The sequence below is a fragment of the Micromonospora sp. NPDC005205 genome, from assembly GCF_040608275.1.
Classification (GTDB): Bacteria; Actinomycetota; Actinomycetes; order Mycobacteriales; family Micromonosporaceae; genus Micromonospora.
This window is the reverse complement of the sequence record NZ_JBEXHV010000028.1, coordinates 1-24,984: the sequence shown is the minus strand read 5'-3', so window position 1 is coordinate 24,984 and position 24,984 is coordinate 1. Positions and strand designations below refer to the sequence as shown.

The following is a 24,984-nucleotide window of genomic DNA, read 5'->3' as shown; positions in this document are numbered from 1 at the left end:
GTCTGTCTGTTCCGTGACGACGAGTTGGGGCCGGATGTGACGGGCCGAGGTTCCGACCCGTCACGAGGGAGCGGCGGCGTCAGCCGACCGCGCCCTCCATCTGAAGCTCGATCAGGCGGTTGAGCTCCAGGGCGTACTCCATCGGGAGCTCCTTGGCGATCGGCTCGATGAAGCCGCGCACGATCATCGCCATCGCCTCGTCCTCGCTCAGACCACGACTCATCAGGTAGAAGAGCTGGTCATCGCTGATCTTGGAGACGGTCGCCTCGTGCCCCATCGACACGTCGTCCTCGCGGATGTCGACGTACGGGTAGGTGTCCGAGCGGGAGATCGTGTCGACCAGCAGCGCGTCGCACTTGACAGTGCTCCGGCTGTGGTGCGAACCCTCCAGCACCTGCACCAGACCCCGGTACGAGGTGCGGCCGCCGCCACGGGCGATCGACTTCGACACGATCGTCGAGGAGGTGTGCGGCGCGGCGTGCACCATCTTGGCGCCGGCGTCCTGGTGCTGACCCTCGCCGGCCATCGCCACCGAGAGCACCTCGCCCTTGGCGTGCTCGCCGGTCATGTAGACCGCCGGGTACTTCATGGTCACCTTGGAGCCGATGTTGCCGTCGACCCACTCCATGGTCGCGCCCTCGTGGCAGACGGCGCGCTTGGTGACCAGGTTGTAGACGTTGTTCGACCAGTTCTGGATGGTCGTGTAGCGGCAACGTGCGTTCTTCTTGACGATGATCTCCACGACCGCGCTGTGCAGCGAGTCGGAGGAGTAGAGCGGCGCGGTGCAGCCCTCGACGTAGTGCACGTACGCACCCTCGTCGACGATGATCAGCGTCCGCTCGAACTGGCCCATGTTCTCCGTGTTGATCCGGAAGTAGGCCTGCAGCGGGATCTCGACTTGCACGCCCTTCGGCACGTAGATGAACGAGCCACCGGACCACACCGAGGTGTTCAGGGCGGCGAACTTGTTGTCGCCGACCGGGATCACGGTGCCGAAGTACTCCTTGAAGACGTCCTCGTGCTCGCGCAGCGCCGTGTCGGTGTCCAGGAAGAGGACGCCCTGCTCCTCAAGGTCCTCGCGGATCTTGTGGTAGACGACCTCCGACTCGTACTGCGCCGCGACACCGGCGACCAGCCGCTGCTTCTCCGCCTCCGGGATGCCCAGCCGGTCGTAGGTGTTCTTGATGTCCTCGGGCAGGTCCTCCCAGCTGGTGGCCTGCTTCTCGGTCGACCGGACGAAGTACTTGATGTTGTCGAAGTCGATCCCGGTGAGGTCCGCGCCCCACGCCGGCATCGGCTTACGGCCGAACAGCCGCAGGCCCTTCAGCCGCAGGTCGAGCATCCACGCCGGCTCGTTCTTCTTGGCCGAGATGTCCCGCACCACCGCCTCGTTGATGCCACGCTGGGCGACAGCCCCGGCGGCGTCCGGGTCGGACCAGCCGTACTCGTACCGGCCCAGGGCGGCGAGCTGCTCTTCCTGGGTCAGGGGCTGGACGATCTGCTCGGTCATCTATCTGTCCTCACAGTGGTTACGGGATTACCGGATTGAGCACGGCCCGGCTGGGTCGGGATGTGCGTGGTGCACACCCCGTCGCCGTGCGCGATGGTGGCCAGACGCTGCACGTGGGTGCCGACCAGACGGGAGATGACCGCGGTCTCGGCCTCGCACAGCTGAGGAAACTCGGCGGCCACGTGAGCCACCGGGCAGTGGTGCTGACAGAGCTGGCCGCCAGAGGCGATCGTGGTCGCATTGGCAGCGTAACCCTCGCCCGTGAGCGCTGCGGCAAGTGCCTCGGCTCGGGCGAGAGGGTCGTCGCCCGCATCCTCCATGGCCGCCCGACAGCGGGACTCGAGAGCGGACACCTGCTCGGTGGCGAACGCCTCCACCGCGTCCGGGCCGCCGCTGCGGGCGATCCAGCGCAGCGCGGCGGTGGCCATGTTGTCGTAGTGGTGTGTGCCACAGCGGACCCGGGCGGCCTCGGTCAGCAGGAACACCTTCGCCGGGCGGCCCCGACCGCGACTGCCCTGCACGGGCTGCTCGCGGGCGTACACGTCACCATCCGCAAGCATCGCGTCGAGGTGTCGGCGAATCGCCGCCGGGCTGAGCCCGAGCGCCGCGCCAAGCTGCGCGGCGGTGGTGGCACCCTGCTCCAACAGCAACTGGGTGACCCGATCCCGGGTGGAGACCTCGGCCGCCGCCGGCCCGGCGGGGCCGACCGGCGTGGTCACGGCAGGCGCGGACGCGGACGCACCGACGGCCGGCACGGCCGTCGGTTGGTGCCCGGAGAGCGCCGCCGCGTTTTTCACAACGCCAACGTTACGTAATTACCCGGAGGGTCGCAAACCCGGGCCCCGGTGATCCCAACCACCGCACCGACGGAGTCGGACGAACCTCGATCACTACGGTGCGTAGGATTTGCGCCGTGAACCGAATCGTCCGTCCGGTCTCCGGCATCCTGCTGCGCCGCCTCGCGCTCGCCTCGATCATCGCGAACGTGGGCATCGTCGTCACCGGCGGGGCCGTCCGACTGGCCGCCTCGGGCCTCGGCTGCCCCACCTGGCCCCGGTGCACAGACGATTCCTACGTCACCACGCCGGAGATGGGCGTGTACGGCGTCATCGAATTCGGCAACCGGATGCTGACCTTCGCGGTGGGTCTGATCGCGCTGGCCACGCTGCTGGCCGTACTGCTGCACCGGCCCCGCCGACCCGGGCTCCTCGCACTGGCCGTGGCGGTCTTCCTGGGCATCCCCGCCCAGGCGGTGCTCGGCGGCATCACCGTGCTGACCAACCTCAACCCGTGGGTGGTCGGGCTGCACTTCCTCGCCTCGATGGCCGTGATCGCCGCCGCGTACGCCCTCTGGCGACGCATCGGCGACCCCGACGGCCCGACCGTGGCCGTGGTGCCCGCACCGCTGCGCGCGCTGGCCCGGGTCACCACCGGCGTCACCGTCGCCGTGCTGGTCGTCGGCACCTGGGTCACCGGCAGCGGCCCGCACGCCGGCGACCACGGCGCCGCCCGCAACGGGCTCGACCCGGAGACGATCTCCCAGGTGCACGCGGACGGGGTCTTCCTGCTGATCGGCCTGTCGGTGGCGCTGATCTTCGCGTTCCGCGCCGTCGGTGCGCAGCGGGCCACCCGCGCCGCGATCATCCTGGTCGCCGTGGAGTTGGGCCAGGGCCTGATCGGCTTCGTGCAGTACTTCACCCACGTGCCGGCGCTCCTGGTCGGGGCACACATGCTCGGCTCCTGCCTGGTACTGCTGGCCGCGCTGTCGGTGCAGTGGTCCACCCGGGAACGCCGCCCGGTCGCGCCGGCCCCCCAGGCCACCCCGACCGACGCCGCCGCCCCGGTACCAGTCACCGCCTGACCGCCCCGCGCCCCGCGCCCCGCGCCCCGCGCCCCGCGCCCCGCGCCCCGCGCCCCGCGCCCCGCGCCCCGCGCCCAAGATCCGAGCAACATCCCCGATATTGCTGCCTCCGACCCGCCGGAGACAGCAACGTCCCTGATCCTGCGCGGATCTTGACGACGAACGCCGCCCCTGGGGAGACCGGAACCCCGCCCCTGGCGCCCCCGGCCACCAAGATCACACTCGAACCAGGATGTAGTGGCCACGGAACGCCGGGAAGCCACTAGAACCAAGATGTTGCGCAATCTTGCCGGCGGCAGCACGGACGCGCGGCAGCACGGACGCGCGGCAGCACGGACGCGCGGCAGCACGGACGCGCGGACGCGCGGCAGCCGGACGCACGAGCGCGCGGCGCGGGCGGCCGTTCGGGAGTGGCTTGTTGTGTGAGTGGTTAGGCGTTGCGGGCCAGGTGAGTGGTGATCGCGGTGGCGAGGCGCTCGGGGGCGCCGTCCGCGTACCCGATGAAGAGCGACGGCTCGGTCAGCTCCAGCTCGACCAGGACCGGCTCGCCGTCCGCGCCGGGGATCAGGTCGACCCGGGCGTAGAGCAGCTGTCGGGTGCCGCCGGGCACCGTCGCGAGGGTCTGCTCGGCCACCGCCAACTGCTCGGGGCGAGCGGTGCGGGCGGTGATCTCTTCGGCCTTGTACAGCCCGTCCGGACCGAGGTCCGGCCCGGACAGCATCGGACCCTTGCGGATCGCGTGGCTGAACGCGAGCCCTTCGGGGCCGGCCAGGAAGAGCAGAGCCGTCTCGCCTTCGGTGTCGACGGCCCGCAGGTACGGCTGGACCATGGTGACCCGGCCGGCCTCGGAGAGTCGGCGAACGTGTGCGGCGGCCAGGTCGCGGTGCTCCGGGTCGGCCAGGTCGTACCGGCCGGTGTCCTGGCTGCCGGCGCTGACGGCGGGTTTGAGCACGTACTCGCCGGTCTCGGCGGGCGGCTGCCAGCTCTCCCCCGGCATGATCCAGGCTGTTGGCACGGTTGGCACGCCGGCGGCGCTCAGCTCGGCGAGGTAGCGCTTGTCGGTGTTCCAGCGGACCACGTCGGCCGGGTTGACGAGCGTCGGCACGGTCGACGCCCAGGACACGAACTCGTCGCGGCGCAGCGCGTAGTCCCAGGGTGAGCGGAGCACGACCAGGTCAAAGGAAGACCAGTCGACGTCGGGGTCGTCCCAGACGGCGGCTTGGACGGCGACGCCACGGGCGGCGAGCGGGGCGAGGACCAGCCGGTCGTCCGGGTCGAGGTCGGCCAGGTCGGAGCAGGTGACGAGAGCGACCCGGGGTTCCCCCCGGGTCGACTGGTGATATGTGGTCAATTCAGCTGTCTGTTCAGCGGGCCATCGTGCGCCGGGCCATCGACCGCCAGAGGTCGTTGCTCGGACGCATCTGGTCCATCAGTTCACGCTCCCAGGCGTTCTCGACGGTGACTCCCGCCTTGGCGCACGCCTCCCGGGCGGTGACGGTGTCGTCGGCGAACTGGTCGCCCCACTCACCGTCGGCACCGACCAGGACGATTCGCGCGCCGCGCTTGCCGACGTACTCGATGACCGCCTTCGCGCCGCCGTGTTCTGCGGCGAACGCCTTGAGACCCGCAACCAGGCTTTGGGGCGCCTGCTCGCCGGCGGTCTGCTCAGCGGTCAGCGTCGTATCGGAACCATCTGCCATGACGCGAAGCCTAAGCAGACTTGCACGCCGTCGGGCGAGAACCATGAACCTTTTGTGATGCCAATTACCTACAGGTTTAAGGACGACCACAGGTTTGCTGTCCGGTTATTTACCGACTTTTACGCCCAAAGCGCGTCGGCAAACCGCCCCCCAACCCTCCCAGGTTGAGCCGATCCGACTCATGCAGAAAGTTACTCTGATGTGACGTTAAACCCGGACAACTCATCCACGTCCGTGATTAGTCAGTAGATCAGCGGCATCGATCGCCGCCGACCCGAGCCGCTGGGTGCCGGCTGGGCTGACAACCTGGCAGGACGGACAACGCCGCAGACGGCCATCGCGAGGGCCGGGAAGCCGAACGCGGCGCGGTGGAAGGCAGCGAGCGGAGCCGACGGGCGCAGGCCACCGCACGTGGACAGCGGGAGCGGAGTCGGCCGGGACGGGTCAGATCAGCGCGTCGAGCGCGACGGCCACGAAGACGATCGTCAGGTACGTCGTCGACCAGTGGAACAGCCGCATCGGCTTGACCGCCTCGCCGCGCGTCGCGCGCCGGCAGAGTCGGTGTGCCTCGAGGATGAAGATGGCGCCCACCACCAGGGTCGGCGCCCCGTAGATCGCGCTGAGCCCCAGCGGCCAGACGGCCAGGGAGGTGAGCACGGTGAGCCACGCGAAGATCAGAATCTCGGCGTTCACCCGACGGATCGAGGCCACCACCGGCAGCATCGGGATGCCGGCCCGGGCGTAGTCGTCCTTGTACTTCATGGCGAGCGGGTAGAAGTGCGGCATCTGCCAGAAGAAGACCACAGCGAAGAGCCCCCAGGCGGCCGGCGCCAGTGAGCCGGTCACCGCGGCCCACCCGATCAGCACCGGTGCCGCCCCGCAGGCGCCGCCCCAGAAGGTGTTCGTCGGGGTGGAACGCTTGAGCCACAGGGTGTAGACGAGGTCGTAGTAGGCGATCGCGGCGAGGGTCAGCCCGGCGGCCAGCAGGTTGGTGAACGCCGCCATCAGGGCTACGGACACCGCCGCCAGCACCAGACCGAAGATCAGCGCGCTCCGCGGCGACACGGTGTGTGCCGGCAGCGGCCGACGCTTGGTACGCCGCATCAGCTGGTCGATGTCGCGGTCGATGTAGCAGTTGAGGACGCTTGCCGCACCGGCGGCGAGCGAGCCGCCGATCAGCACGATGGCCATCAGCCACAGCGACGGCAGCCCACCCTCGGCGAGCATCATCGCCGGGATGGTGGTGACCAGCAGCAACTCGACGATCCGCGGCTTGGTGAGCGACACGTACGCCGAGAGAACCGCGCGTACGTCCCGTCGGGCCACCGGGCCTTCGGCCGCCCGCGCCGGGTGTGGCCCGGCCGGGTTGCTCGCGGGGCGCTCGGTGATCATGCTCACGGATTGCCACCTTCCGGCATCGGGCACGGGGAGATCGGATCGGTCGGGACCGCACGGATCCGCATACCGCCCCACACACTACGCGTCGTCGTTTTGGCTGCCCGGCCGACCCGACAACGGTGCGGGCCGTCACACCACCGGGTTGAACCGAGCATCCGGATGGTCACGTAGCGCACACCATGCGCAGATCCCCGGGCGCATGTTTAGGGACGCTCGATAAGGTCATCGGTGAGGGTTCCGCCCATCTGCCGAGGAGCACAACCATCGTGGCTGTTAAACGACCCGAGCACCCCGCACTGAACTGGTCCGACCTCGATCGCCGGGCCGTAGACACCGTCCGCGTGCTGGCCATGGACGCCGTAGAGAAATCCGGCAACGGTCACCCGGGCACCGCGATGAGCCTCGCGCCCGCGGCGTACCTCCTCTTCAACCGCGTCATGCGGCACAACCCGGCCGACCCGAACTGGCCCGGCCGCGACCGGTTCGTCCTCTCCGCCGGGCACTCCAGCCTGACGCTCTACATCCAGCTGTTCCTCTCCGGTTACCCGCTGAGCCTGGACGACCTCAAGTCGCTGCGGCAGTGGGGCTCGCAGACGCCGGGGCACCCCGAGCACGGGCACACGCCGGGCGTGGAGACCACCACCGGCCCGCTCGGGCAGGGTCTGGGCAATGCGGTCGGCATGGCCATGGCGGCCCGCCGCGAGCGCGGCCTGTTCGACCCCGAGGCCGAGCTCGGCGCGTCCGTCTTCGACCACGACATCTGGTGCATCGTCTCCGACGGTGACATCGAGGAGGGCATCAGCCACGAGGCCAGCGCCCTCGCCGGGCACCAGCAGCTGGGCAACCTCACGGTGATCTACGACGACAACGAGATCTCCATCGAGGACGACACCCGGATCGCCAAGAGCGAGGACGTGGCCGCCCGCTACGAGGCGTACGGCTGGCACGTGCAGACTGTCGACTGGCGCAGCGGCGACGCCGACCAGGGCGACTACCACGAGGACGCCGAGGCGCTGTACGCGGCGCTGGTGGCCGCCAAGGCGGAGACCGCCCGCCCCTCCTTCATCGCGCTGCGCACCATCATCGGCTGGCCCGCGCCCAACAAGCAGAACACCGGCAAGATCCACGGTTCGGCACTCGGCGCCGATGAGGTGAAGGCCACCAAGCGGATCCTCGACTTCGACCCGGAGCAGACCTTCCAGGTCGACGAGGAGGTGCTCAGCCACGCCCGCACCGTGATGGGGCGCGGCGACGCGGCCGAGCAGGAGTGGACCGCCGCGTTCGACGCCTGGAAGAAGGCCAACCCGGAGCGCACCGCGCTCTACGAGCGGTTGGCTGGCCGCGTACTCCCCGACGGCTGGACCGACGCGTTGCCGGTCTTCCCTGCGGACGCCAAGGGTGTGGCCACCCGGGCCGCTTCCGGCAAGGTGCTGGAGGCGCTCGCGCCGGTGCTCCCGGAGCTGTGGGGCGGCTCGGCCGACCTGGCCGAGAGCAACAACACCACGATGAAGGGCGAGCCGTCCTTCATCCCGGCCGCCCATGCCACCAAGGACTTCCCCGGCCACGAGTACGGCCGCACGCTGCACTTCGGCATCCGTGAGCACGCCATGGGCGCGATCCTCAACGGCATCGCCCTGCACGGCGGCACCCGCCCCTACGGCGGCACGTTCCTGGTGTTCAGCGACTACATGCGTCCGTCGGTGCGGCTGGCCGCGCTGATGAAGCTGCCGGTGACCTACGTCTGGACGCACGACTCGATCGGCCTCGGCGAGGACGGCCCGACCCACCAGCCGGTGGAGCACCTGACCGCGCTGCGCGCCATTCCCGGCCTGGACGTGGTCCGCCCGGCCGACGCCAACGAGACCGCCTGGGCGTGGCGGCAGGCGCTGGAGCACACCGACCGGCCCACCGCGCTGGCGTTGAGTCGTCAGCCGCTGCCGACCCTGGACCGCGACGTCCTGGGCAGCGCGGAGGGCGTGACCAAGGGTGGTTACGTATTGGCCGAGGCGTCCAACGGCAAGCCCCAGGTGATCATCGTGGGCACCGGCTCCGAGGTGCAGCTCTGCCTGACCGCCCGTGAGCGGCTGGAGGCCGACGGCACCCCGACCCGGGTCGTCTCGATGCCGTGCCAGGAGTGGTTCTACGAGCAGGACGAGGCGTACCGGGAATCGGTGCTCCCCCGCGGGGTAAAGGCACGGGTGAGCGTGGAGGCGGGCATCGCGATGTCCTGGCGCGGCATCGTCGGTGACCTGGGCGAGAGCGTCAGCATCGAGCACTACGGCGCGAGTGCCCCGCACACCGTGCTCTTCGAGCAGTTCGGGTTCACCGGTGACCGGATCGTGGCGGCGGCACACGCCTCGCTGGCCCGGGTGGGCGACATCACCGGTTTCACGACCGGCAACTGAGGGAGCGTGGACGGCATGACCGACAAGCTGAATGAGCTGACCGCCGCGGGAGTGGCGGTCTGGCTCGACGACCTTTCCCGGGTACGACTGAGCTCCGGCGGGCTGGACCAGCTCCGCCGCGAGAAGCACGTGGCCGGTGTCACCACCAACCCGACGATCTTCGCCAAGGCCCTGAGCGACGCCGACGAGTACAACTGGCAACTGCGCGACCTCGCTACTCGTGACGTGGACGTGGAAGAGGCCGTCCGCATGCTCACCACGTACGACGTGCGGTGGGCCTGCGACGTGATGCGCCCGTCGTACGACGGCAGCGACGGCGTCGACGGCCGCGTCTCGATCGAGGTGGACCCCCGCAGCGCGCACGACGCGGACAAGACCGTCGCCGAGGCCAAGGCGCTGTGGTGGCTTGTCGACCGGCCCAACCTCTACATCAAGATCCCGGCCACCGAGGAGGGCCTGTCGGCGATCACCGACACGCTCGCCGAGGGAATCAGCGTGAACGTGACGCTGATCTTCGGTCTGGACCGCTACTCGGCGGTCATGGAGGCCTTCCTCGCCGGCCTGGAGCAGGCCAAGGCCAACGGCCACGACCTGTCGAAGATCGGCTCGGTCGCGTCCTTCTTCGTCTCCCGGGTCGACGCCGAGGTCGACAAGCGGCTGGAGAAGATCGGCTCCGAGCAGGCCAAGTCGCTCAGGGGTAAGGCCGCCGTCGCCAACGCCCAACTGGCGTACGAGCGCTACACCGAGGTGTTCGCCTCGGACCGCTGGAAGGCGCTCGCCGCAGCCGGCGCGCACCCGCAGCGGCCGCTGTGGGCGTCCACCTCGACGAAGAACCCGGACTACAAGGACACCATCTACGTCGAGGAGCTGATCGCCCCCGGCACTGTCAACACGATGCCGGAGTCGGTCGTCAACGCGTACGCCGATCATGGCGAGACCCGCGGTGACACCGTCACCGGGGCCTACGACGCGGCCCGGAAGGTCTTCGCGGACCTGGAGTCGGTCGGGGTGGACATGGCCGACGTGATCGTCACCCTGGAGCGCGAGGGCGTGGAGAAGTTCGAGGTCAGCTGGCAGGAGCTGCTCGACGGGGTGACCAAGTCGCTGAAGGCCGCGGCGCAGGGCACCGGCGCGCCGAACAAGGCCGCCAAGGGCAACGCCAAGGCCGCCGACAAGGCGGGTGGCGCATGAGCGACCTGCTTGCAGGGCCGGTGGAGGCAGCCGCCGGGCTCTCCGTGTACGGCGCGGACGCGGTCGACAAGGCCGCGCCGGCCTCGACCCGGGACGCGCTGGTCAAGGCCGGCGTCCCGGGCAAGCTGGCGGGCAAGGACGCCAGCCTGTGGGGTCCGGACGCCGAGGCCGAGGCCAAGATCCGGCTGGGCTGGGTGGACACCCACCGGCGCAGCCGCGAGCTGCTCGTCCAGTTGGCCGAGCTGAGCGCGGAGCTGGCCGACCTGGATCACGTGGTGCTCGCCGGCATGGGCGGCTCTTCGCTCGCGCCCGAGGTGATCACCCAGACGCTGGGCCGCCCGTTGACGGTGCTGGACACCACCGACCCGGGCCAGGTCCGGGCGGCGCTCGGTGACCGGCTGGAGCGCACCGTGGTGGTGGTGGCCAGCAAGTCCGGGTCGACGGTGGAGACCGACAGCCACCGGCGCGCGTACTGGCAGGCGTTCCTGGACGCCGGGATGACCGAGGCGGAGGCCGGCCGGCACTTCGTCATCGTCACCGACCCGGGTTCGCCGCTGGAGGCCACCGCGGCCGAGATGGGCGCGTTCACGGTGCTCGCCGACCCGAACGTCGGCGGCCGCTACTCGGCGCTCACCGCGTTCGGTCTGGTGCCCTCGGCGCTGGCCGGGGTCGAGGTCGCGGAGCTGCTCGACCAGGCCGACGCGCTGGCCACGTCGCTCGGCGCGGACCAGAACAACCCGGCGCTGGCGCTGGGCGCCGCTCTGGGCGCGGCGGCAACGCTGGCCCGGGACAAGGTCGCCCTGGTGTCCGACGGCACCGGCATCGACGGGCTCGGCGACTGGGCCGAGCAGCTGATCGCCGAGTCGACGGGCAAGGCCGGGGTGGGCATCCTGCCGGTTGTCGTGGAGTCTCCGCAGAGCCCCGGCGCCACCGGCGCGGACGTGCTGACGGTCAGCTACGGCGGCGCGCTGGCCCCCGGTGACATGCCGGGCGGCGGGGCCAACCCGGACGTGGCCGTCAACGGCCCGCTGGGCGCGCAGTTCCTGGCCTGGGAGTACGCCACCGCGGTGGCCGGTGTGGTGCTCGGCATCGACCCGTTCAACCAGCCGAACGTCACCGAGTCCAAGGAGAACACCAACAAGATCCTGGCCTCGGGCCTGCCGGCGGAGACGCCGTCGTTCACCGAGGGCGCGATCGAGGTGTACGCCCCGCAGGGCGCCCCCGGGGACCTGGCCGGTGTGCTGCGCTGGCTGCTCGACGGGCTGGGCGACGACGGTTACCTCGCGGTGATGGCGTACCTCGACCGGTTCGCCGACGCGGACACGGCCAAGCTGCGGTCGCTGCTGGCGCAGGCGGGTGGCCGACCGGTCACCTTCGGCTGGGGTCCGCGCTTCCTGCACTCGACTGGCCAGTACCACAAGGGCGGCCCGCAGGTGGGCAGCTATCTCCAGGTGACCGGCGCGGTCGCCGAGGACCTGGCGGTGCCGGGCAAGCCGTACACCTTCGGTGAGTTGCAGGCGGCGCAGGCCGCCGGCGACCGGCAGGCTCTCGCCGGTCGGGAGCGGCCGTTGCTGCGGTTGCACCTCACCGACCGGGCCTCCGGTGTCGCCCAACTACTGGATGCGGCCGGTGATCTGCGGGCGTGAGGATGGACGACGTGACTGAGGCGGAGCCAGGAGGCGGTTCGGTGAACCCGCTGCGCGACCCGCAGGACCGCCGGTTGCCCCGGATCCCGGAGCCCTGTGCTCTGGTGATCTTCGGGGTGACCGGCGACCTGGCCCGCAAGAAACTGCTCCCTGCGGTCTACGACCTGGCCAACCGGGGGCTGTTGCCGCCGGGCTTCGTGGTGCTCGGTTTCGCGCGCCGGGACTGGGGTGACGGCGACTTCGAGACGTTGGCCTGCGAGGCTGCCCGCAAGCACGCCCGCACGCCGTGGCGGGACGAGGTGTGGGCGCGGCTGGCCGGCAACATCAAGTTCGTTGGCGGTTCGTTCGACGACGACGCCGCCTTCGACACCCTCGCCTCGACGCTTGACGATCTGCGCCAGACCCACGGCATCACCGGCAACGCGGCGTTCTACTTCTCCATCCCGCCGGCCGCGTTCCCTGTCGTGCTCAAGCAGTTGGCCCGCACCGGGATGGCCGACAACGACAAGTCCGGCGGTTGGCGCCGGGTCGTGGTGGAGAAGCCGTTCGGTAACGACCTGCCCTCGGCGAAGGCCCTCAACGACCTCGTCGACGACGTGTTCACCCGGGAGGACGTCTTCCGGATCGACCACTACCTGGGCAAGGAGACGGTTCAGAACATCCTCGCCCTGCGGTTCGCCAACAACCTGTTCGAGCCGCTGTGGAACTCGAAGTACGTCGACTCGGTGCAGATCACCATGGCGGAGGACGTCGGCATCGGCAGCCGCGCCGGCTTCTACGACACCGTCGGCACCGCCCGCGACGTGCTGCAGAACCACCTTCTCCAACTCCTCGCCCTGGTGGCGATGGAGGAGCCGACCAGCTTCGACGCCGACGAGATCCGGGCTGAGAAGCTGAAGGTGCTCAAGGCCATCACCCTGCCGAAGGACGTCGCCCGGGACACCGTCCGCGGTCAGTACCTGCCGGGCTGGGTCGGCGGCGAACGCGCTGTCGGTTACCTGGAAGAGCGGGACGTCCCCGCCGACTCCACCACTGAGACGTACGTGGCGGTGCGGTTGGGCATCCAGAACCGCCGCTGGGCGGAGGTGCCGTTCTACATCCGGGCCGGCAAGCGGCTGCCCCGGCGGGTCACCGAGGTCGCCATCATGTTCAAGAAGGCGCCGCACCTGCCGTTCAACGACGCCGACATGGAGTCGCTGGGCAACAACCAGCTGGTCATCCGGGTGCAGCCGGACGAGGGCGTGGTGCTCAAGTTCGGCTCGAAGGTGCCGGGCACGACAATGGAGGTCCGCGACATCGCGATGGACTTCCAGTACGGCGAGGCGTTCACCGAGTCCAGCCCCGAGGCGTACGAGCGTCTGGTGCTGGACGTGCTGATCGGCGACCGCACCCTGTTCCCGGACGCGGCCGAGGTCGAGCAGAGCTGGCAGGTGATCGACCCCCTGGAGCACGCCTGGGAGGGCACCACCCCGGAGCCGTACCGGGCCGGCGAGTGGGGCCCCCGGGCCTCCGACGAGATGCTGGCCCGCGAGGGCCGCGCCTGGAGACGAGCATGATCGGGCTGTGGGACACCACCGGCAACGAGGTGGTCAAGGCGCTCGCCGCCGAGCGGCGCAGCGCCGGCGGGGTGGCCAGCGGCATGGCGCTCACCCTCATCGTGGTGGTGGACGAGAAGCGGGTCCGGGAGGCTGAGGCCGCCGCGACGATCGCCGCCGCGGCGCACCCGTGCCGCCTCGTGGTGGTGGTCCGCTCGGAGATCGAGCGGGACCGCAACCGACTGGACGCGGAGATCGTGGTCGGTGGCCGGCTCGGCCCGTGCGAGGCGGTGGTCACCCGGATGTACGGCCGGTTGTCCCTGCACGCCGAGTCGGTGGTGATGCCGCTGCTCGTTCCCGACGTACCGGTGGTCACCTGGTGGCACGGCGAGCCGCCGGCGGAGATCGCCACCGACTTCCTCGGGGTGGTGGCCGACCGGAGGATCACCGACTCCGCGCAGGCCGCCGACCCGTTGGAGGCGCTGCGGCAGCGGGCCCGGGACTACGCCCCGGGCGACACCGACCTGGCGTGGACCCGGATCACCCCGTGGCGCACCCTGGTCGCCGGGGCGTTCGACACCACCAACGCCCAGGTCACCGAGGCGACGATCGTCGCGCCTCCCACTGATCCGACGGCGGCGCTGATGGCCGGTTGGCTGTCCAGCCGGCTCGGCATCACCCCACGCCGGGTGGACAGCAACGAGTTCCCCCGGATGCGGGAGGTGCAGCTCAGCTGCGCCAACGGCGATCAGCTGACGCTGACCCGCGAGGACAGCATGGCCGTGTTCCGGCGCACGGGCCAGGACGACCGGGCCCTGCCGCTGGTGCGCCGCCCGCTCGGCGACGAACTGGCCGAGGAGCTGCGCCGGCTGGACGCCGACCAGGTGTACGCGGAGGCGCTGGGCGCGACGGTCGGGCTGCGAGGTCTGGATCAGCGCCCCGCGCAGCGGGTCCACGTCTGGAAGGATCCGGCCACCGCACAGCGCGCCGAGGCCGGGGTGACCGCGCACGTCGGCACGAGCGGCGAGGGCTGAGCCCAGCCGGGGCACAACGTCGGGCAGGGCCGGTACGCACCGGCCCTGCCCCGCAATCTCCGGGGTTTTCGCCCCACCACCTCGGGCACACCGCCCCGGGCACGACAGCGACCGCCTCGCGGTCCTCGAACGAAGGCGCAACCATGAGTGAGGCGAGTGTCGCCGTCCACGCCGACGCCGACCTGCTGGCGCAGGCAGTGGCGGCTCGGTTGCTGGTGAAGCTGCTCGACGCCCAGGCCGACCGGGGCGAAGCCTCGGTGGTGCTCACCGGAGGTCGGGTCGCGGCGGCCGTCTACCGGGCGGTGGCGACGCTGCCGGCCCGCGACGCGGTGGACTGGTCCCGGGTCGACGTGTGGTGGGGCGACGAACGGTTCCTGCCCGCCGGTGATCCGGACCGCAACGAGACGCAGGCCCGGGCCGCCCTGCTGGACGTGGTGCCGCTGAATCCGGCCAGGGTGCACGCGATGCCGGCTTCGGACGGCCCGGCCGGCAACGACCCCGAGGCGGCGGCTGCCGAGTACGCGCAGGAGCTGGCCCGCGCCGCCGGGCCCGGGCACGCCACACTGCCGCACTTCGACGTGCTGATGCTGGGCGTCGGCGAGGACGGCCACGTGGCCTCGGTCTTCCCCGAGCACCCGGTGGGCTACGAGACCCGGCCGGTGAGCGCGGTGCGGGGCAGCCCCAAGCCGCCGCCGACGCGGACCACCCTCACCCTGCCGGCGATCAACACCGCCGAGGAGGTCTGGCTGGTGGCCGCCGGCGCCGACAAGGCTCGCGCGGTGGGTATGGCGTTGGCCGGCGCAGGCCCGGTGCAGTTGCCGGCAGCCGGCGTGCACGGCGTGAACCGCACCCGCTGGTTGCTGGACCGGACGGCCGCAGCCGATGTGCCCGTCCGACTGCGCAGTCTGCGCTGAGCGGGCGGAGGAGCCCGCTACTCGCCGCGTCGACGGCGCAGTGCGGCGAGCGCCTCGGCGAGCAGGGCCTCTCCCTCCTCGGCGGTACGGCGCTCCTTCACGTACGCCAGGTGGCTCTTGTACGGTTCGGCGCGGACCCGACCTGGCGGGTTCTGGGCGTCCCGACCGGCGGGTAGGCCACAGCGGGGGCAGTCCCACAGGGGTGGCGGTTCGACGTCCGCGGCGATCCGAATGTCGACCCGGTGGTCGTTACGGCACCAGTAGGTGACGTCCTGTCGGGGGGCGGGTTGGTGCCGCTCGTCGGGGCGCATCGGTGCGGACCCGACCCGGGCTCCCCGGATAACGTTGCCATTCGGCACGGCTGCTCGCTCCTGTCGTCGGAGGGGACCCGCCGTCTTCGGGGGTGGAGCGGCGGGCGACGCGGTGCAGCGGAGAAAAGCCTGCGCGCGGCCCGTCGAGTGACGAACCGCGCGCAGATTGTACGACTTACTGAGCCTGCTCAGGCGCCGCTGTTCATTTGGAGGCGCAGCCAGAGCCCGAGCCCGATGATGGCGGCGAACCAGACGACGCTCACCAGAACGGTGTAGCGGTCCAGGTTCTTCTCGGCGACCGAGGAGCCGGCGAGGCTGGAGCTGACGCCACCGCCGAACATGCTCGACAGACCGCCACCCTTGCCACGGTGCAGCAGGATCAGCAGGGTAAGCAGAATGCTCGTGATGACCAGCAACACGATCAACGTGTATGCGAACCAGATCGGCATGGCTGGGGTCAGTTCCTCTCGTAGCGATCCTCGCCCGGTCTGATCGGGCACGGCGGCACCGACCGGCGGACGGGCGGTGTCAAGGATACCGAGCGATCAGCGGGCGAGGTGCTCCGGGAACCTGCAGATCTGAGCGAATTCCTCGGCGTCCAGGCTGGCGCCCCCCACCAGGCCCCCGTCCACGTCCGGTTGGGCCATGATCGAGGCGACGTTGGACGCCTTGACCGACCCGCCGTAGAGAACCCGAACCTGGTCGGCGGTCTCCTGGTCGAAGCGTTGCGCCAGTCGCTGACGCACCGCCCCGCAGACCTCCTGGGCGTCGTCCGGGGTCGCGGTCTTGCCGGTACCGATCGCCCAGACCGGCTCGTACGCGATCACGACCTGCCGCACCTGCTCGGGGGTGAGCCCGGCGAGGCCCCCGTCGAGCTGGTCGGAGCAGTGCGCCACGTGGGTGCCCTGCTCGCGGACGTCAAGCCCCTCCCCCACGCACAGGATCGGCGTCAGGCCGTGCGTCAGCGCCGCCTTGACCTTGGCGTTGACCAGCGCGTCGTCCTCGTGGTGGTAGGCCCGCCGCTCGGAGTGCCCGACCACCACGTACGTGCAGCCGAGCTTGGCCAGCAGCGGCCCGGAGATGTCCCCGGTGTACGCGCCGGACGCGTGCGGGGAGAGGTCCTGCCCGCCGTAGCCGATCAGCAGCTTGTCCCCGTCCACCGCGGTCTGCACGGTGCGCAGGTCGGTGAAGGGTGGCAGCACTACCGTCTCGACGGCGGTGAGCTGCTTCTCGGTGAGGCTCGCCGCCAGCTTCTGCACCAGCAGGTTGGCCTCGAGGTGGTTGAGGTTCATCTTCCAGTTGCCGGCCATCAACGGCCGGCGGGTGGTGCTCGACATTCAGTTCTCCAGGGCCGCGATGCCGGGGAGGGTCTTGCCCTCGAGGTATTCCAGGGAGGCGCCACCACCGGTGGAGATGTGCCCGAAGGACGACTCGTCCAGCCCCAGGGCACGGACGGCCGCGGCGGAGTCACCGCCACCGACGACGCTGAACGCGTCGGCCTTGGTGATCGCCTCGGCGATCCCCCGGGTGCCCGCAGCGAAGGCCGGCATCTCGAACACGCCCATCGGGCCGTTCCAGAAGATCGTCTTCGCCTGGGACAGCGCGGCGCTGAAGCCAGCCACCGTCTCCGGGCCGACATCCAGGCCGAGCCGGTGGCTCGGGATGCCGTCGACCCGCACCGTGTCGTGCGCCGCGTCCGGAGCGAACGCGTCCGCCACCACCACGTCGACCGGCAGCATGATCTTGCCGTCGGACCGCTCCAGCAGGTTGCGGCAGGTGTCGACCATGTCCTTCTCCAGCAGCGAGGTGCCCACCTCCAGGCCCTGGGCCTTGAGGAAGGTGAAACACATCCCGCCACCGATGAGCAGCCGGTCGACAGTGGGCAGCAGAGCCTCGATCACGGCGAGCTTGTCGGACACCTTCGACCCACCGAGCACCACGACGTACGGGCGCTCGGGGTCACCGGTGAGCTTGGAAAGCACCTCGACCTCACGCAGCACCAGCCGACCCGCGACGTGCGGCAACCGGGCCGGCACATCGAAGACGCTGGCGTGCTTGCGGTGCACGGCACCGAACGCGTCGTCCACGTACACGTCGCCGAACGCGGCGAGCTGGTCCGCGAAGGCGCCCCGCTCGGCCTCGTCCTTGCTGGTCTCGCCCGCGTTGAAACGCAGGTTCTCCAGCAGTGCGACCTGGCCGTCGGCCAGGTCGGCGACGGTGGCGCGGGCCGACTCACCCACGGTGTCCGTGGCGAAGTGCACCGGCGCCCCCAGCAGCTCACCGAGCCGCCCGGCGACCGGGCCCAGGCTGAACTGCGGGTCCGGAGCGCCCTTCGGGCGGCCCAGGTGCGAGCAGACGACCACCTTCGCGCCGGCCTCGACCAGCGCGCCGAGGGTCGGCAGCACCGCGCGGATGCGCCCGTCATCAGTGATCGCACCGGTCTGCTTGTCGAGCGGGACGTTCAGGTCGGCGCGCACCAGCACGCGCCGACCCGACACCCCCTCGGCGAGCAGGTCGTCGAGGGTCCGGATGCTCACAGCGACGAACCGACCAGCTTGACGAGGTCGACCAGGCGGTTGGAGTAGCCCCACTCGTTGTCGTACCAGCCGACGACCTTGACCTGGTTGCCGACGACCTTGGTCAGCGGCGCGTCGAAGATGCACGACGCCGGGTCGGTCACGATGTCGGTGGAGACGATCGGGTCCTCGTTGTAGACCAGGATGCCCTTGAGCGGGCCGTCCGCGGCGGCCTTCAGCGCGGCGTTGACCTCGTCCACGGTGGTCTCGCGACCGACGTTGACGGTGAGGTCGGTGACCGAGCCGGTCGGGATCGGCACCCGCAGGGCGTAGCCGTCGAGCTTGCCCTTGAGGTCCGGAAGGACCAGGCCGATCGCCTTGGCGGCGCCGGTCGAGGTCGGGACGATGTTCAGCGCGGCAGCCCGGGCACGACGCAGGTCCGAGTGCGGCGCGTCCTGGAGGTTCTGGTCCTGGGTGTACGCGTGGATCGTCGTCATCAGACCGTGCTGGATGCCGAACGTGTCGTGCAGGACCTTCGCCATCGGCGCGAGGCAGTTGGTGGTGCACGAAGCGTTGGAGATGATGGTGTGCTTCGCCGGGTCGTAGGTGTCGTGGTTGACACCCATGACGACGGTGACGTCCTCGTTCTTCGCCGGGGCGGAGATGATGACCTTCTTGGCCCCACCGTCGACGTGCGCCTTGGCCTTGGTGGCGTCGGTGAAGAAGCCGGTCGACTCGATGACGACGTCGGCGCCGACCTCGCCCCACGGCAGCTTCGACGGGTCCTTCTCGGCGTACGCCTTGATGGTCTTGCCACCGACGGTGATCTCGTCGGCGGTGGCCTTGACCTCGTAGGGCAGGCGACCCAAAATGCTGTCGTACTTGAGCAGGTGGGCAAGCGTCGCGTTGTCGGTCAGGTCGTTCACCGCCACGACCTCGATGTCGGCGTCAGACGCCAGCACTGCCCGGAAGAAGTTACGGCCGATTCGGCCAAAGCCGTTGATGCCAACCCGGATAGTCACAGGTTCCATCTCCTCGCGTTCTGGTCTGCCGGCCTCAGACAACGGGCCGGCGGAGTGGTGTGCGCCGACCGTTGGAGCCGGCCGCTGAAGGTTCGTCTCGGCCACCCCGCCGCGGTCTGAGGACCTGACCGCCCGAGGCGGTGCGCACGACGAGGCGTGCCTGTGTCGGCCCCCTTGCCGTACGCAGCGACCCTATCCGAGCGTGCGAGACCACGCTGCGCCGGGTCGTGCTCCCGGGCACACCGTGCGGCCCCACCGTCCTATCAGACCACGAGCATGTCGGGCGTGACGGCCGCTTCCGTATCCGGGATGCCAAGGTCCCGGGCCCGCTTGTCGGCCAGCGCCAGGAGCCTGCGGATCCGTCCCGCGATGGCGTCCTTGGTCAGCGGGGGGTCGGCCAGGGCGCCCAACTCCTCCAGCGACGCCTGCCGGTGCTCCAGGCGCAGCCGCCCGGCGTCGGTCAGGTGGTTGGGCGCCTCGTCGGCGAGGATCTCCAGCGCACGGGTGACCCGGGCGGCCGCGGCGACCGCCGCCCGCGCCGACCGGCGCAGGTTGGCGTCGTCGAAGTTGGCGAGCCGGTTGGCGGTGGCCCGCACCTCGCGGCGTACCCGACGCTCCTCCCAGGCCAGCACGCTGGAGTGCGCGCCGATCCGGGTGAGCAGCGCGGCGATCGCGTCGCCGTCCTTGACGACCACCCGGTCCACCCCGCGTACCTCGCGGTTCTTCGCGGTGATGCCGATGCGGCGGGCCGCGCCGACCAGCGCCAGCGCGGACTCCGGCCCCGGGCAGGTGATCTCCAGCGCGCTGGAGCGGCCGGGCTCGGTGAGCGAGCCGTGCGCCATGAACGCGCCCCGCCACGCCGAGACCGCGCAGCAGACGTTGGCCGCCACCACGTGCGGGGGCAGCCCCCGCACCGGGCGACCCCGCACGTCGAGCAGGCCGGTCTGCCGCGCGAGGGCCTCGCCGTCCTTGACCACCCGCACGATGAAGTGGCTGCCCTTGCGCAGCCCACCGGAGGCCAGCACGTGGATCTCGCTGGGGTAGCCGTAGACCTCGGCGACCTCCCGGCGCAACCGCCGGGCGACCGCCCCGGTGTCCAGTTCCGCCTCCACCACCACGCGGCCGGAGACGATGTGCAGCCCGCCGGCGAAGCGCAGCAGCGCGGCCATCTCCGCCCGCCGGCAGCAGGGCTTGGGCACGTCGACCCGACTCAGCTCGTCCTTGACCGCGGCCGTCATCGCCATTGTGCGTCCCCTCACGGACCTGTTCCGGCGTGTCGCCGGAGATTACGTACGTGTCTAACGATCGGCGCCCAGGACAGGCACCAGCGCGGCGCCCAGGGCAGCCGGATCATGGCGGGGAGTCCCGTCGACAACGGCGACGGGGGCGAGGACCAGGCGGGCACCCAGCGATTCTGCCGCACGTTCGACCGGTTCGGGGTCACCCACCGCCTTCGCGTCGGCGAGCACAAGATCGACCTTGAGTTCGGGCAGGTACCAGTGCAGTGCCGCGAGATGATCGGCGACGGAGAGCCCCAGGGTCTCCTTCTCCGCGGCGAGGTTCAGCGTGACCAGCCGCCGGGCCGAGGTGGACACGATCGCGTCGGCCAACTGCGGCACCAGCAGGTGCGGAAGCACACTCGTGTACCAGCTGCCCGGCCCGAAGATCAACCAATCGGCCGCCCGGATCGCCTCGATGGCCTCGGCGCACGCCGGTGGGGCGCTCGGGGTGAGGCGCAACGACTCGACCCGCCCGGTGGTCACGGCCACCTGGTGCTGGCCACTGACCGTGCACACCTCGTCCGGGGCGGCCGGGTCGGCACCGCGTACCCGCGCCTCGATGCCGACCGGTTGGCGGGACATCGGCAACACCCGGCCCACCGCGCCGAGCATCGCGCCGGCGTGCTCCAGCGCCGCCACCGGGTCGCCGAGCAACTCCATGAGGCCGCAGAGCACCAGGTTGCCCACCGCGTGCCCGGTCAGACCGTCGGTGCCGGCAGACGCCCCGTCGGTGCCGCGCGGAGCCGCGCCGTCCCGGCCCGCGTCGTCGCCCGCCGCCAGGCCCCGGCCGGTCGCGCCGGATCCGGGTACGCCCACCGGCGCGGCGGCGAAGCGGTGCTGGAACAGCCCGGCGCTGCGCCGGGTGGCCGGGTGGTCACCGGCCAGGGCCACCAACGCCTGGCGCAGATCTCCCGGCGGCAGGCCACCCCGCTCGGCCCGCAACCGACCACTGGAACCACCGTCGTCACCCACCGTGACCACCGCGGTGATGTCGAGGTCGAGTTCGGGGGCGCAGTGGCGCAGCGCACGCAACGAGGCGGACAGACCGTGCCCGCCGCCGAACGCCACCACCCGCCGGGCCGTCATTCCCGCCCCAGGTCGCGGTGCTGGGCGTTCGCCGCCAACCCCGAGTGACGCAGTCGGCTGGCCAACTCCTCGGCGATGGCCACGCTGCGGTGCTTGCCGCCGGTGCAGCCCACGGCGACCGTGAGGTACCGCTTGCCCTCCCGCTCGAACCCGGTCGTGGTGGCGTTGACCAGGTCGGCGTACGAGGCGACGAAGGCGTCGGCGCCCTCCTGGCCCAGCACGTACGCGCTGACCGCCTCCTCCCGCCCGGTGTGCTCACGCAGCTCCGGCACCCAGTACGGATTGGGCAGGAAGCGGGCGTCCAACACGAAGTCGGCGTCCGGCGGCAGGCCGTACTTGAAGCCGAACGACAACACGGTGACCCGCAGCCGGCGGGCGTCCTCGCCACCGAACAGCTCCTCGATGCGGCGCCGGAGCTGGTTGACGTTCAGATGGCTGGTGTCGATGATCACGTCGGCTTGGTCACGGGCCTCCTCCAGCAGGCCACGCTCCACGGCGATGCCGTCGGCCAGCCGCCCGTCACCCTGCAACGGATGCGAACGGCGAACGCTCTCGAAACGCCGGATCAGCACCTCGTCGTCGGCGTCGACGAAGACCACCCGGGGCGAGAATCCGCGCTCCTTGAGCTCCCGGATCGCCCCTGCCAGGTCGGTGGAGAAGGCCCGCGACCGCACGTCCAGCACCATCGCGGTACGCCGAGCCGCCCCGCCCGCCTTGAACGCCAGCTCGGCCATGTCCAGCATCAGGGCCTGCGGCAGGTTGTCCACGACGTAGTAGCCGACGTTCTCCAACGCCCGGGCCACAGTGCTGCGGCCACCCCCGGAGACGCCGGTGACCACCACCAGTGTGGTCTCCGACTCAGCCGCCACCTGTTCGTCATTGGCATCCGGGCCGTCGATCCGGTCCCCGGCTGTGCGCGCCTCGCTCACCCGTACCCCCAAGCCGTGGCGCCGCGGCCGCCCTCGGCCGCGATTGGTCAATCAGCGACTCTATCCCGCCACCCGGTCGCCGCCCGGCACCCGTGGCCGGACGGCGCACACCGAGCGCCCGGCGGTCGCGCTCCCGACAGTGCGCGCACTTGATGACGATCAGTAACTGTCTATACGCTCCTTGCGATAACCGCAGGTCAAGGCCGATATCTGGGAGGGTGCGATGCACGACCTGGCGGACAAGAACAAGTACGTGGGCTTCCTGTTCATGCGGATCAACCCCGAGTACTTCGCCCTCGGACGTGAGGGCATCCACGAGATCTCCGCCGAGCACGCCCGTGATCTGGGCCGCTTCGCCAAGCAGCTCACCCACGTCGTCTGCACCGGGGTGAACGGCACGTACGACCAGGTCACCATGGTCGAGGCCGACACCCTGGAGGAGATCAACGCGGCGGCCACCGCCTTCCGCATGGGCAACAAGGCCCGCTACATCGAGATCGTCGACATCGTGATCGGGATGAAGGCCCCGCCACGCGGCCTGGCCAACCGGTCCAGCCAGCCCGGCTGACCGCCCCGCCCGTCCGGCCCACCCGACCCGGGTGAGCCGGGCGGGCGCTGTCGGGGTTGGCTCGTAGACTCCCCGGATGGCTTCTCCCACCGACCTGCGGGCCGCCTCCGACGCCCTGGACGTGCTGAGCCGGGTGTTCGGCTACGACGCCTTCCGCGGTTTCCAGCAGGACGTGATCGACCACGTGGTCGCCGGCGGCGACGCGCTGGTGTTGATGCCCACCGGTGGCGGCAAGTCCCTGTGCTACCAGATCCCGGCCCTGGTCCGCGACGGGGTCGCCGTCGTCGTGTCCCCGCTGATCGCGCTCATGCAGGACCAGGTGGACGCCCTCACCGCGGTCGGCGTACGCGCCGGGTTCCTCAACTCGACCCAGACCCTGGACGCCCGACGACGGGTGGAGGCCGCCTTCGTCGCCGGCGAGCTGGACCTGCTCTACCTCGCCCCGGAGGCGCTCGGCGTCCGATCCACCCTCGCCCTGCTCGACCGGGGCCGCATCTCCCTGTTCGCGATCGACGAGGCGCACTGCGTGTCCCAGTGGGGGCACGACTTCCGCCCCGACTATCTCGCGCTCTCGATGCTGCACGAACGCTGGCCACAGGTGCCCCGCATCGCCCTGACCGCCACCGCGACCAGCGCCACCCGCACCGAGATCGCGACCCGGCTCAACCTCGACGACGCCCGGCACTTCGTGGCCAGTTTCGACCGGCCCAACATCCAGTACCGGATCGTGCCCAAGCGCGAGCCCCGCAAGCAGTTGCTGACCCTGCTACGCGACGAGCACCCCGGCGACGCCGGCATCGTCTACTGCCTGTCCCGTGCCTCGGTCGACAAGACGGCGGAGTTCCTCACCGCCAACGGGGTCGCCGCGCTGCCGTACCACGCAGGGTTGGACGCGGGCACCCGCGCCCGCAACCAGCAGCGCTTCCTGCGGGAAGACGGCCTGGTCATGGTGGCCACCATCGCCTTCGGCATGGGCATCGACAAGCCCGACGTGCGGTTCGTCGCGCACCTCGACCTGCCCAAGTCCGTCGAGGGCTACTACCAGGAGACCGGCCGCGCCGGCCGTGACGGTCTGCCGTCCACCGCCTGGCTGGCGTACGGGCTTCAGGACGTGGTCCAGCAACGCAAAATGATCGAGACGTCCGACGGGGACCTCGCCCACCGCCGCAACCTGGCCGCGCACCTGGACGCGATGCTCGCCCTCTGCGAGACGGTGCGCTGCCGGCGGGTCCAACTGCTCGAATACTTCGGCGAGACGACGACGGCGGCGTGCGGCAACTGCGACACCTGCCTCACCCCACCGGAGACCTGGGACGGCACCGTCGCCGCCCAGAAGTTGCTCTCCGCCGTCTTCCGCCTCGACCGCGAACGCAACCAGCGCTTCGGCGCCGGGCACTGCATCGACATCCTGCTCGGCAAGCAGACCGACAAGATCAACCAGTACGGTCACGACTCCCTGACCGTCTTCGGCATCGGCTCCGAGCTCAGCGAGGCCGAGTGGCGGGGCGTCGTCCGCCAACTGCTCGCCGAAGGGCTCCTCGCCGTCGAGGGCGACTACGGCACGCTGGCGCTGACCGAGGCGAGCGCCGACGTCCTCGCTCGCCGCCGCACGGTCACCATGCGTCGCGAGCCGGAGAAGCCGGCATCGAGCCGCTCATCGAAGCCGCGCGGCGCGTCCACCGTCGTGGCCGAGCTGACCCCGGCCGCCGCGTCGCTCTTCGAGCGGTTGCGAGCCTGGCGCGCGACCACCGCCAAGGAACAGGGCGTCCCGGCGTACGTCATCTTTCACGACGCGACACTGCGACAGATCGCCAGCGACGCGCCCAGCACGCTAGGTGACCTGTCCAAGGTCAGCGGGGTCGGCGAGAACAAACTCGCCAAGTACGGCGAGCAGATTCTGGCCGTCCTCGCCACCGACTGAGGTCATGCCGAAGGGCCGGGCCCCGTGGTGGGGTCCGGCCCTTGGGTCATGTGGTGTGGGTTGGGTCAGCTGGTGGCGTAGCCGCGGGTGGCGATCCAGTCGGCGAGGTGTTCGACGCTGATCTGGTAGGCGGCCTGGTTGGGGTCGGCGGAGTCGG

At 70.7% G+C, this 24,984-nt stretch carries 22 protein-coding genes and 1 pseudogene; 9 read left to right on the top strand and 14 right to left on the bottom strand.

The window, feature by feature from the left end; genetic code table 11:
* Positions 1-79: 79 nt before the first annotated feature.
* Positions 80-1,510, bottom strand: coding sequence for a Fe-S cluster assembly protein SufB (sufB, locus tag ABZU43_RS31095; protein ID WP_091403689.1), 1,431 nt, complete (start codon positions 1,508-1,510; stop codon positions 80-82).
* Positions 1,507-2,229, bottom strand: a complete 723-nt coding sequence (locus ABZU43_RS31090) for an HTH domain-containing protein (RefSeq protein WP_355009983.1) — start codon at positions 2,227-2,229, stop codon at positions 1,507-1,509. Before ABZU43_RS31090 ends, sufB begins: the two co-directional genes overlap by 4 nt.
* A gap of 176 nt (positions 2,230-2,405) precedes the next feature.
* Between ABZU43_RS31090 and ABZU43_RS31085 the strand changes: the two genes are divergently transcribed.
* Positions 2,406-3,371, top strand: coding sequence for a COX15/CtaA family protein (locus tag ABZU43_RS31085; protein ID WP_355009953.1), 966 nt, complete (start codon positions 2,406-2,408; stop codon positions 3,369-3,371).
* A 430-nt stretch (positions 3,372-3,801) separates the two neighbouring features.
* Here the strand turns inward: ABZU43_RS31085 and ABZU43_RS31080 are convergent, their stop codons facing one another.
* From ABZU43_RS31080 to ABZU43_RS31070, 3 genes are all read right to left on the bottom strand, one after another.
* Positions 3,802-4,722, bottom strand: coding sequence for a hypothetical protein (locus tag ABZU43_RS31080; RefSeq protein WP_355009952.1), 921 nt, complete (start codon positions 4,720-4,722; stop codon positions 3,802-3,804).
* 13 nt (positions 4,723-4,735) lie between these two features.
* On the bottom strand, positions 4,736-5,071 hold the full coding sequence (locus ABZU43_RS31075; protein ID WP_355009951.1) for a hypothetical protein: 336 nt from the start codon (positions 5,069-5,071) through the stop codon (positions 4,736-4,738).
* A 444-nt stretch (positions 5,072-5,515) separates the two neighbouring features.
* The gene (locus ABZU43_RS31070; protein WP_355009950.1) at positions 5,516-6,469 is read right to left on the bottom strand and encodes a heme o synthase; all 954 of its coding nucleotides are present in this window, start codon (positions 6,467-6,469) and stop codon (positions 5,516-5,518) included.
* 266 nt (positions 6,470-6,735) lie between these two features.
* Here ABZU43_RS31070 and tkt point away from each other — a divergent pair, with 266 nt between their 5' ends.
* The 6 genes from tkt (at position 6,736) to pgl (ending at position 15,194) form a co-directional block, all read left to right on the top strand.
* Positions 6,736-8,874 carry a transketolase gene (gene tkt, locus ABZU43_RS31065; protein WP_355009949.1) on the top strand — a complete coding sequence of 713 codons (2,139 nt, stop codon included), beginning with the start codon at positions 6,736-6,738 and terminating at the stop codon, positions 8,872-8,874.
* A gap of 15 nt (positions 8,875-8,889) precedes the next feature.
* Positions 8,890-10,065, top strand: a complete 1,176-nt coding sequence (gene tal, locus ABZU43_RS31060; protein WP_355009948.1) for a transaldolase — start codon at positions 8,890-8,892, stop codon at positions 10,063-10,065.
* Positions 10,062-11,711, top strand: coding sequence for a glucose-6-phosphate isomerase (locus ABZU43_RS31055; protein ID WP_355009947.1), 1,650 nt, complete (start codon positions 10,062-10,064; stop codon positions 11,709-11,711). Before tal ends, ABZU43_RS31055 begins: the two co-directional genes overlap by 4 nt.
* Positions 11,712-11,713: 2 nt before the next feature.
* Positions 11,714-13,267 (top strand): glucose-6-phosphate dehydrogenase, encoded by a 1,554-nt coding sequence (gene zwf, locus ABZU43_RS31050; protein WP_355009946.1) that lies wholly within the window; start codon positions 11,714-11,716, stop codon positions 13,265-13,267.
* On the top strand, positions 13,264-14,280 hold the full coding sequence (locus ABZU43_RS31045) for a glucose-6-phosphate dehydrogenase assembly protein OpcA (protein WP_355009945.1): 1,017 nt from the start codon (positions 13,264-13,266) through the stop codon (positions 14,278-14,280). The genes zwf and ABZU43_RS31045 overlap by 4 nt, the downstream gene beginning before the upstream one ends.
* A gap of 143 nt (positions 14,281-14,423) precedes the next feature.
* Positions 14,424-15,194: a 6-phosphogluconolactonase gene (gene pgl / locus ABZU43_RS31040; protein WP_355009944.1), complete on the top strand. Its 771-nt coding sequence runs from the start codon at positions 14,424-14,426 to the stop codon at positions 15,192-15,194.
* A gap of 17 nt (positions 15,195-15,211) precedes the next feature.
* On the opposite strand, the gene ABZU43_RS31035 is transcribed toward pgl, so the two are convergent.
* The 8 genes from ABZU43_RS31035 to rapZ all read right to left on the bottom strand — a co-directional run bounded on the left by ABZU43_RS31035 (position 15,212) and on the right by rapZ (position 22,308).
* Positions 15,212-15,553 carry an RNA polymerase-binding protein RbpA gene (locus ABZU43_RS31035; RefSeq protein WP_124853953.1) on the bottom strand — a complete coding sequence of 114 codons (342 nt, stop codon included), beginning with the start codon at positions 15,551-15,553 and terminating at the stop codon, positions 15,212-15,214.
* Between the two features lie 140 nt (positions 15,554-15,693).
* The gene (secG, locus tag ABZU43_RS31030; RefSeq protein ID WP_121653040.1) at positions 15,694-15,954 is read right to left on the bottom strand and encodes a preprotein translocase subunit SecG; all 261 of its coding nucleotides are present in this window, start codon (positions 15,952-15,954) and stop codon (positions 15,694-15,696) included.
* Positions 15,955-16,050: 96 nt separating this feature from the next.
* Positions 16,051-16,842 carry a triose-phosphate isomerase gene (gene tpiA, locus ABZU43_RS31025; protein ID WP_355009943.1) on the bottom strand — a complete coding sequence of 264 codons (792 nt, stop codon included), beginning with the start codon at positions 16,840-16,842 and terminating at the stop codon, positions 16,051-16,053.
* A complete protein-coding gene (locus ABZU43_RS31020; protein ID WP_355009942.1) occupies positions 16,843-18,042 on the bottom strand; it encodes a phosphoglycerate kinase in 1,200 nt (399 codons plus the stop codon). It lies immediately after the preceding gene.
* Complete coding sequence (gene gap, locus ABZU43_RS31015) at positions 18,039-19,043, bottom strand: type I glyceraldehyde-3-phosphate dehydrogenase (protein ID WP_124853956.1); 1,005 nt, start codon at positions 19,041-19,043, stop codon at positions 18,039-18,041. The genes ABZU43_RS31020 and gap overlap by 4 nt, the downstream gene beginning before the upstream one ends.
* A 263-nt stretch (positions 19,044-19,306) precedes the next feature.
* Positions 19,307-20,287, bottom strand: a complete 981-nt coding sequence (whiA, locus tag ABZU43_RS31010) for a DNA-binding protein WhiA (protein ID WP_210785006.1) — start codon at positions 20,285-20,287, stop codon at positions 19,307-19,309.
* Positions 20,288-20,341: 54 nt separating this feature from the next.
* Positions 20,342-21,409: a 2-phospho-L-lactate transferase CofD family protein gene (locus tag ABZU43_RS31005; protein ID WP_355009941.1), complete on the bottom strand. Its 1,068-nt coding sequence runs from the start codon at positions 21,407-21,409 to the stop codon at positions 20,342-20,344.
* Entirely contained in the window at positions 21,406-22,308 is a 903-nt protein-coding gene (gene rapZ, locus ABZU43_RS31000) for an RNase adapter RapZ (RefSeq protein ID WP_355009982.1), read from the bottom strand. The genes ABZU43_RS31005 and rapZ overlap by 4 nt, the downstream gene beginning before the upstream one ends.
* A gap of 253 nt (positions 22,309-22,561) precedes the next feature.
* On the opposite strand from rapZ, the gene ABZU43_RS30995 reads away from it, so the two are divergent.
* Positions 22,562-22,906 (top strand): hypothetical protein, encoded by a 345-nt coding sequence (locus ABZU43_RS30995; RefSeq protein ID WP_355009940.1) that lies wholly within the window; start codon positions 22,562-22,564, stop codon positions 22,904-22,906.
* A gap of 76 nt (positions 22,907-22,982) precedes the next feature.
* Positions 22,983-24,827, top strand: a complete 1,845-nt coding sequence (recQ, locus tag ABZU43_RS30990; RefSeq protein WP_355009939.1) for a DNA helicase RecQ — start codon at positions 22,983-22,985, stop codon at positions 24,825-24,827.
* A 65-nt stretch (positions 24,828-24,892) separates the two neighbouring features.
* On the opposite strand, the pseudogene ABZU43_RS30985 reads toward recQ, so the two are convergent.
* A pseudogene (locus ABZU43_RS30985) lies at positions 24,893-24,984 on the bottom strand (phytochelatin synthase); the annotation flags it as partial.

Coding starts and splice junctions, on each gene's coding strand:
- pgl (WP_355009944.1), top strand. CDS start 14,424: ATGAGTGAGGCGAGTGTCGCCGTCCACGCCGACGCCGACCTGCTGGCG.
- zwf (WP_355009946.1), top strand. CDS start 11,714: ATGGACGACGTGACTGAGGCGGAGCCAGGAGGCGGTTCGGTGAACCCG.
- recQ (WP_355009939.1), top strand. CDS start 22,983: ATGGCTTCTCCCACCGACCTGCGGGCCGCCTCCGACGCCCTGGACGTG.
- ABZU43_RS30995 (WP_355009940.1), top strand. CDS start 22,562: ATGCACGACCTGGCGGACAAGAACAAGTACGTGGGCTTCCTGTTCATG.
- tpiA (WP_355009943.1), bottom strand. CDS start 16,842: ATGTCGAGCACCACCCGCCGGCCGTTGATGGCCGGCAACTGGAAGATG.
- secG (WP_121653040.1), bottom strand. CDS start 15,954: ATGCCGATCTGGTTCGCATACACGTTGATCGTGTTGCTGGTCATCACG.
- whiA (WP_210785006.1), bottom strand. CDS start 20,287: ATGGCGATGACGGCCGCGGTCAAGGACGAGCTGAGTCGGGTCGACGTG.
- tal (WP_355009948.1), top strand. CDS start 8,890: ATGACCGACAAGCTGAATGAGCTGACCGCCGCGGGAGTGGCGGTCTGG.
- ABZU43_RS31075 (WP_355009951.1), bottom strand. CDS start 5,071: ATGGCAGATGGTTCCGATACGACGCTGACCGCTGAGCAGACCGCCGGC.
- ABZU43_RS31045 (WP_355009945.1), top strand. CDS start 13,264: ATGATCGGGCTGTGGGACACCACCGGCAACGAGGTGGTCAAGGCGCTC.
- ABZU43_RS31055 (WP_355009947.1), top strand. CDS start 10,062: ATGAGCGACCTGCTTGCAGGGCCGGTGGAGGCAGCCGCCGGGCTCTCC.
- sufB (WP_091403689.1), bottom strand. CDS start 1,510: ATGACCGAGCAGATCGTCCAGCCCCTGACCCAGGAAGAGCAGCTCGCC.
- ABZU43_RS31005 (WP_355009941.1), bottom strand. CDS start 21,409: ATGACGGCCCGGCGGGTGGTGGCGTTCGGCGGCGGGCACGGTCTGTCC.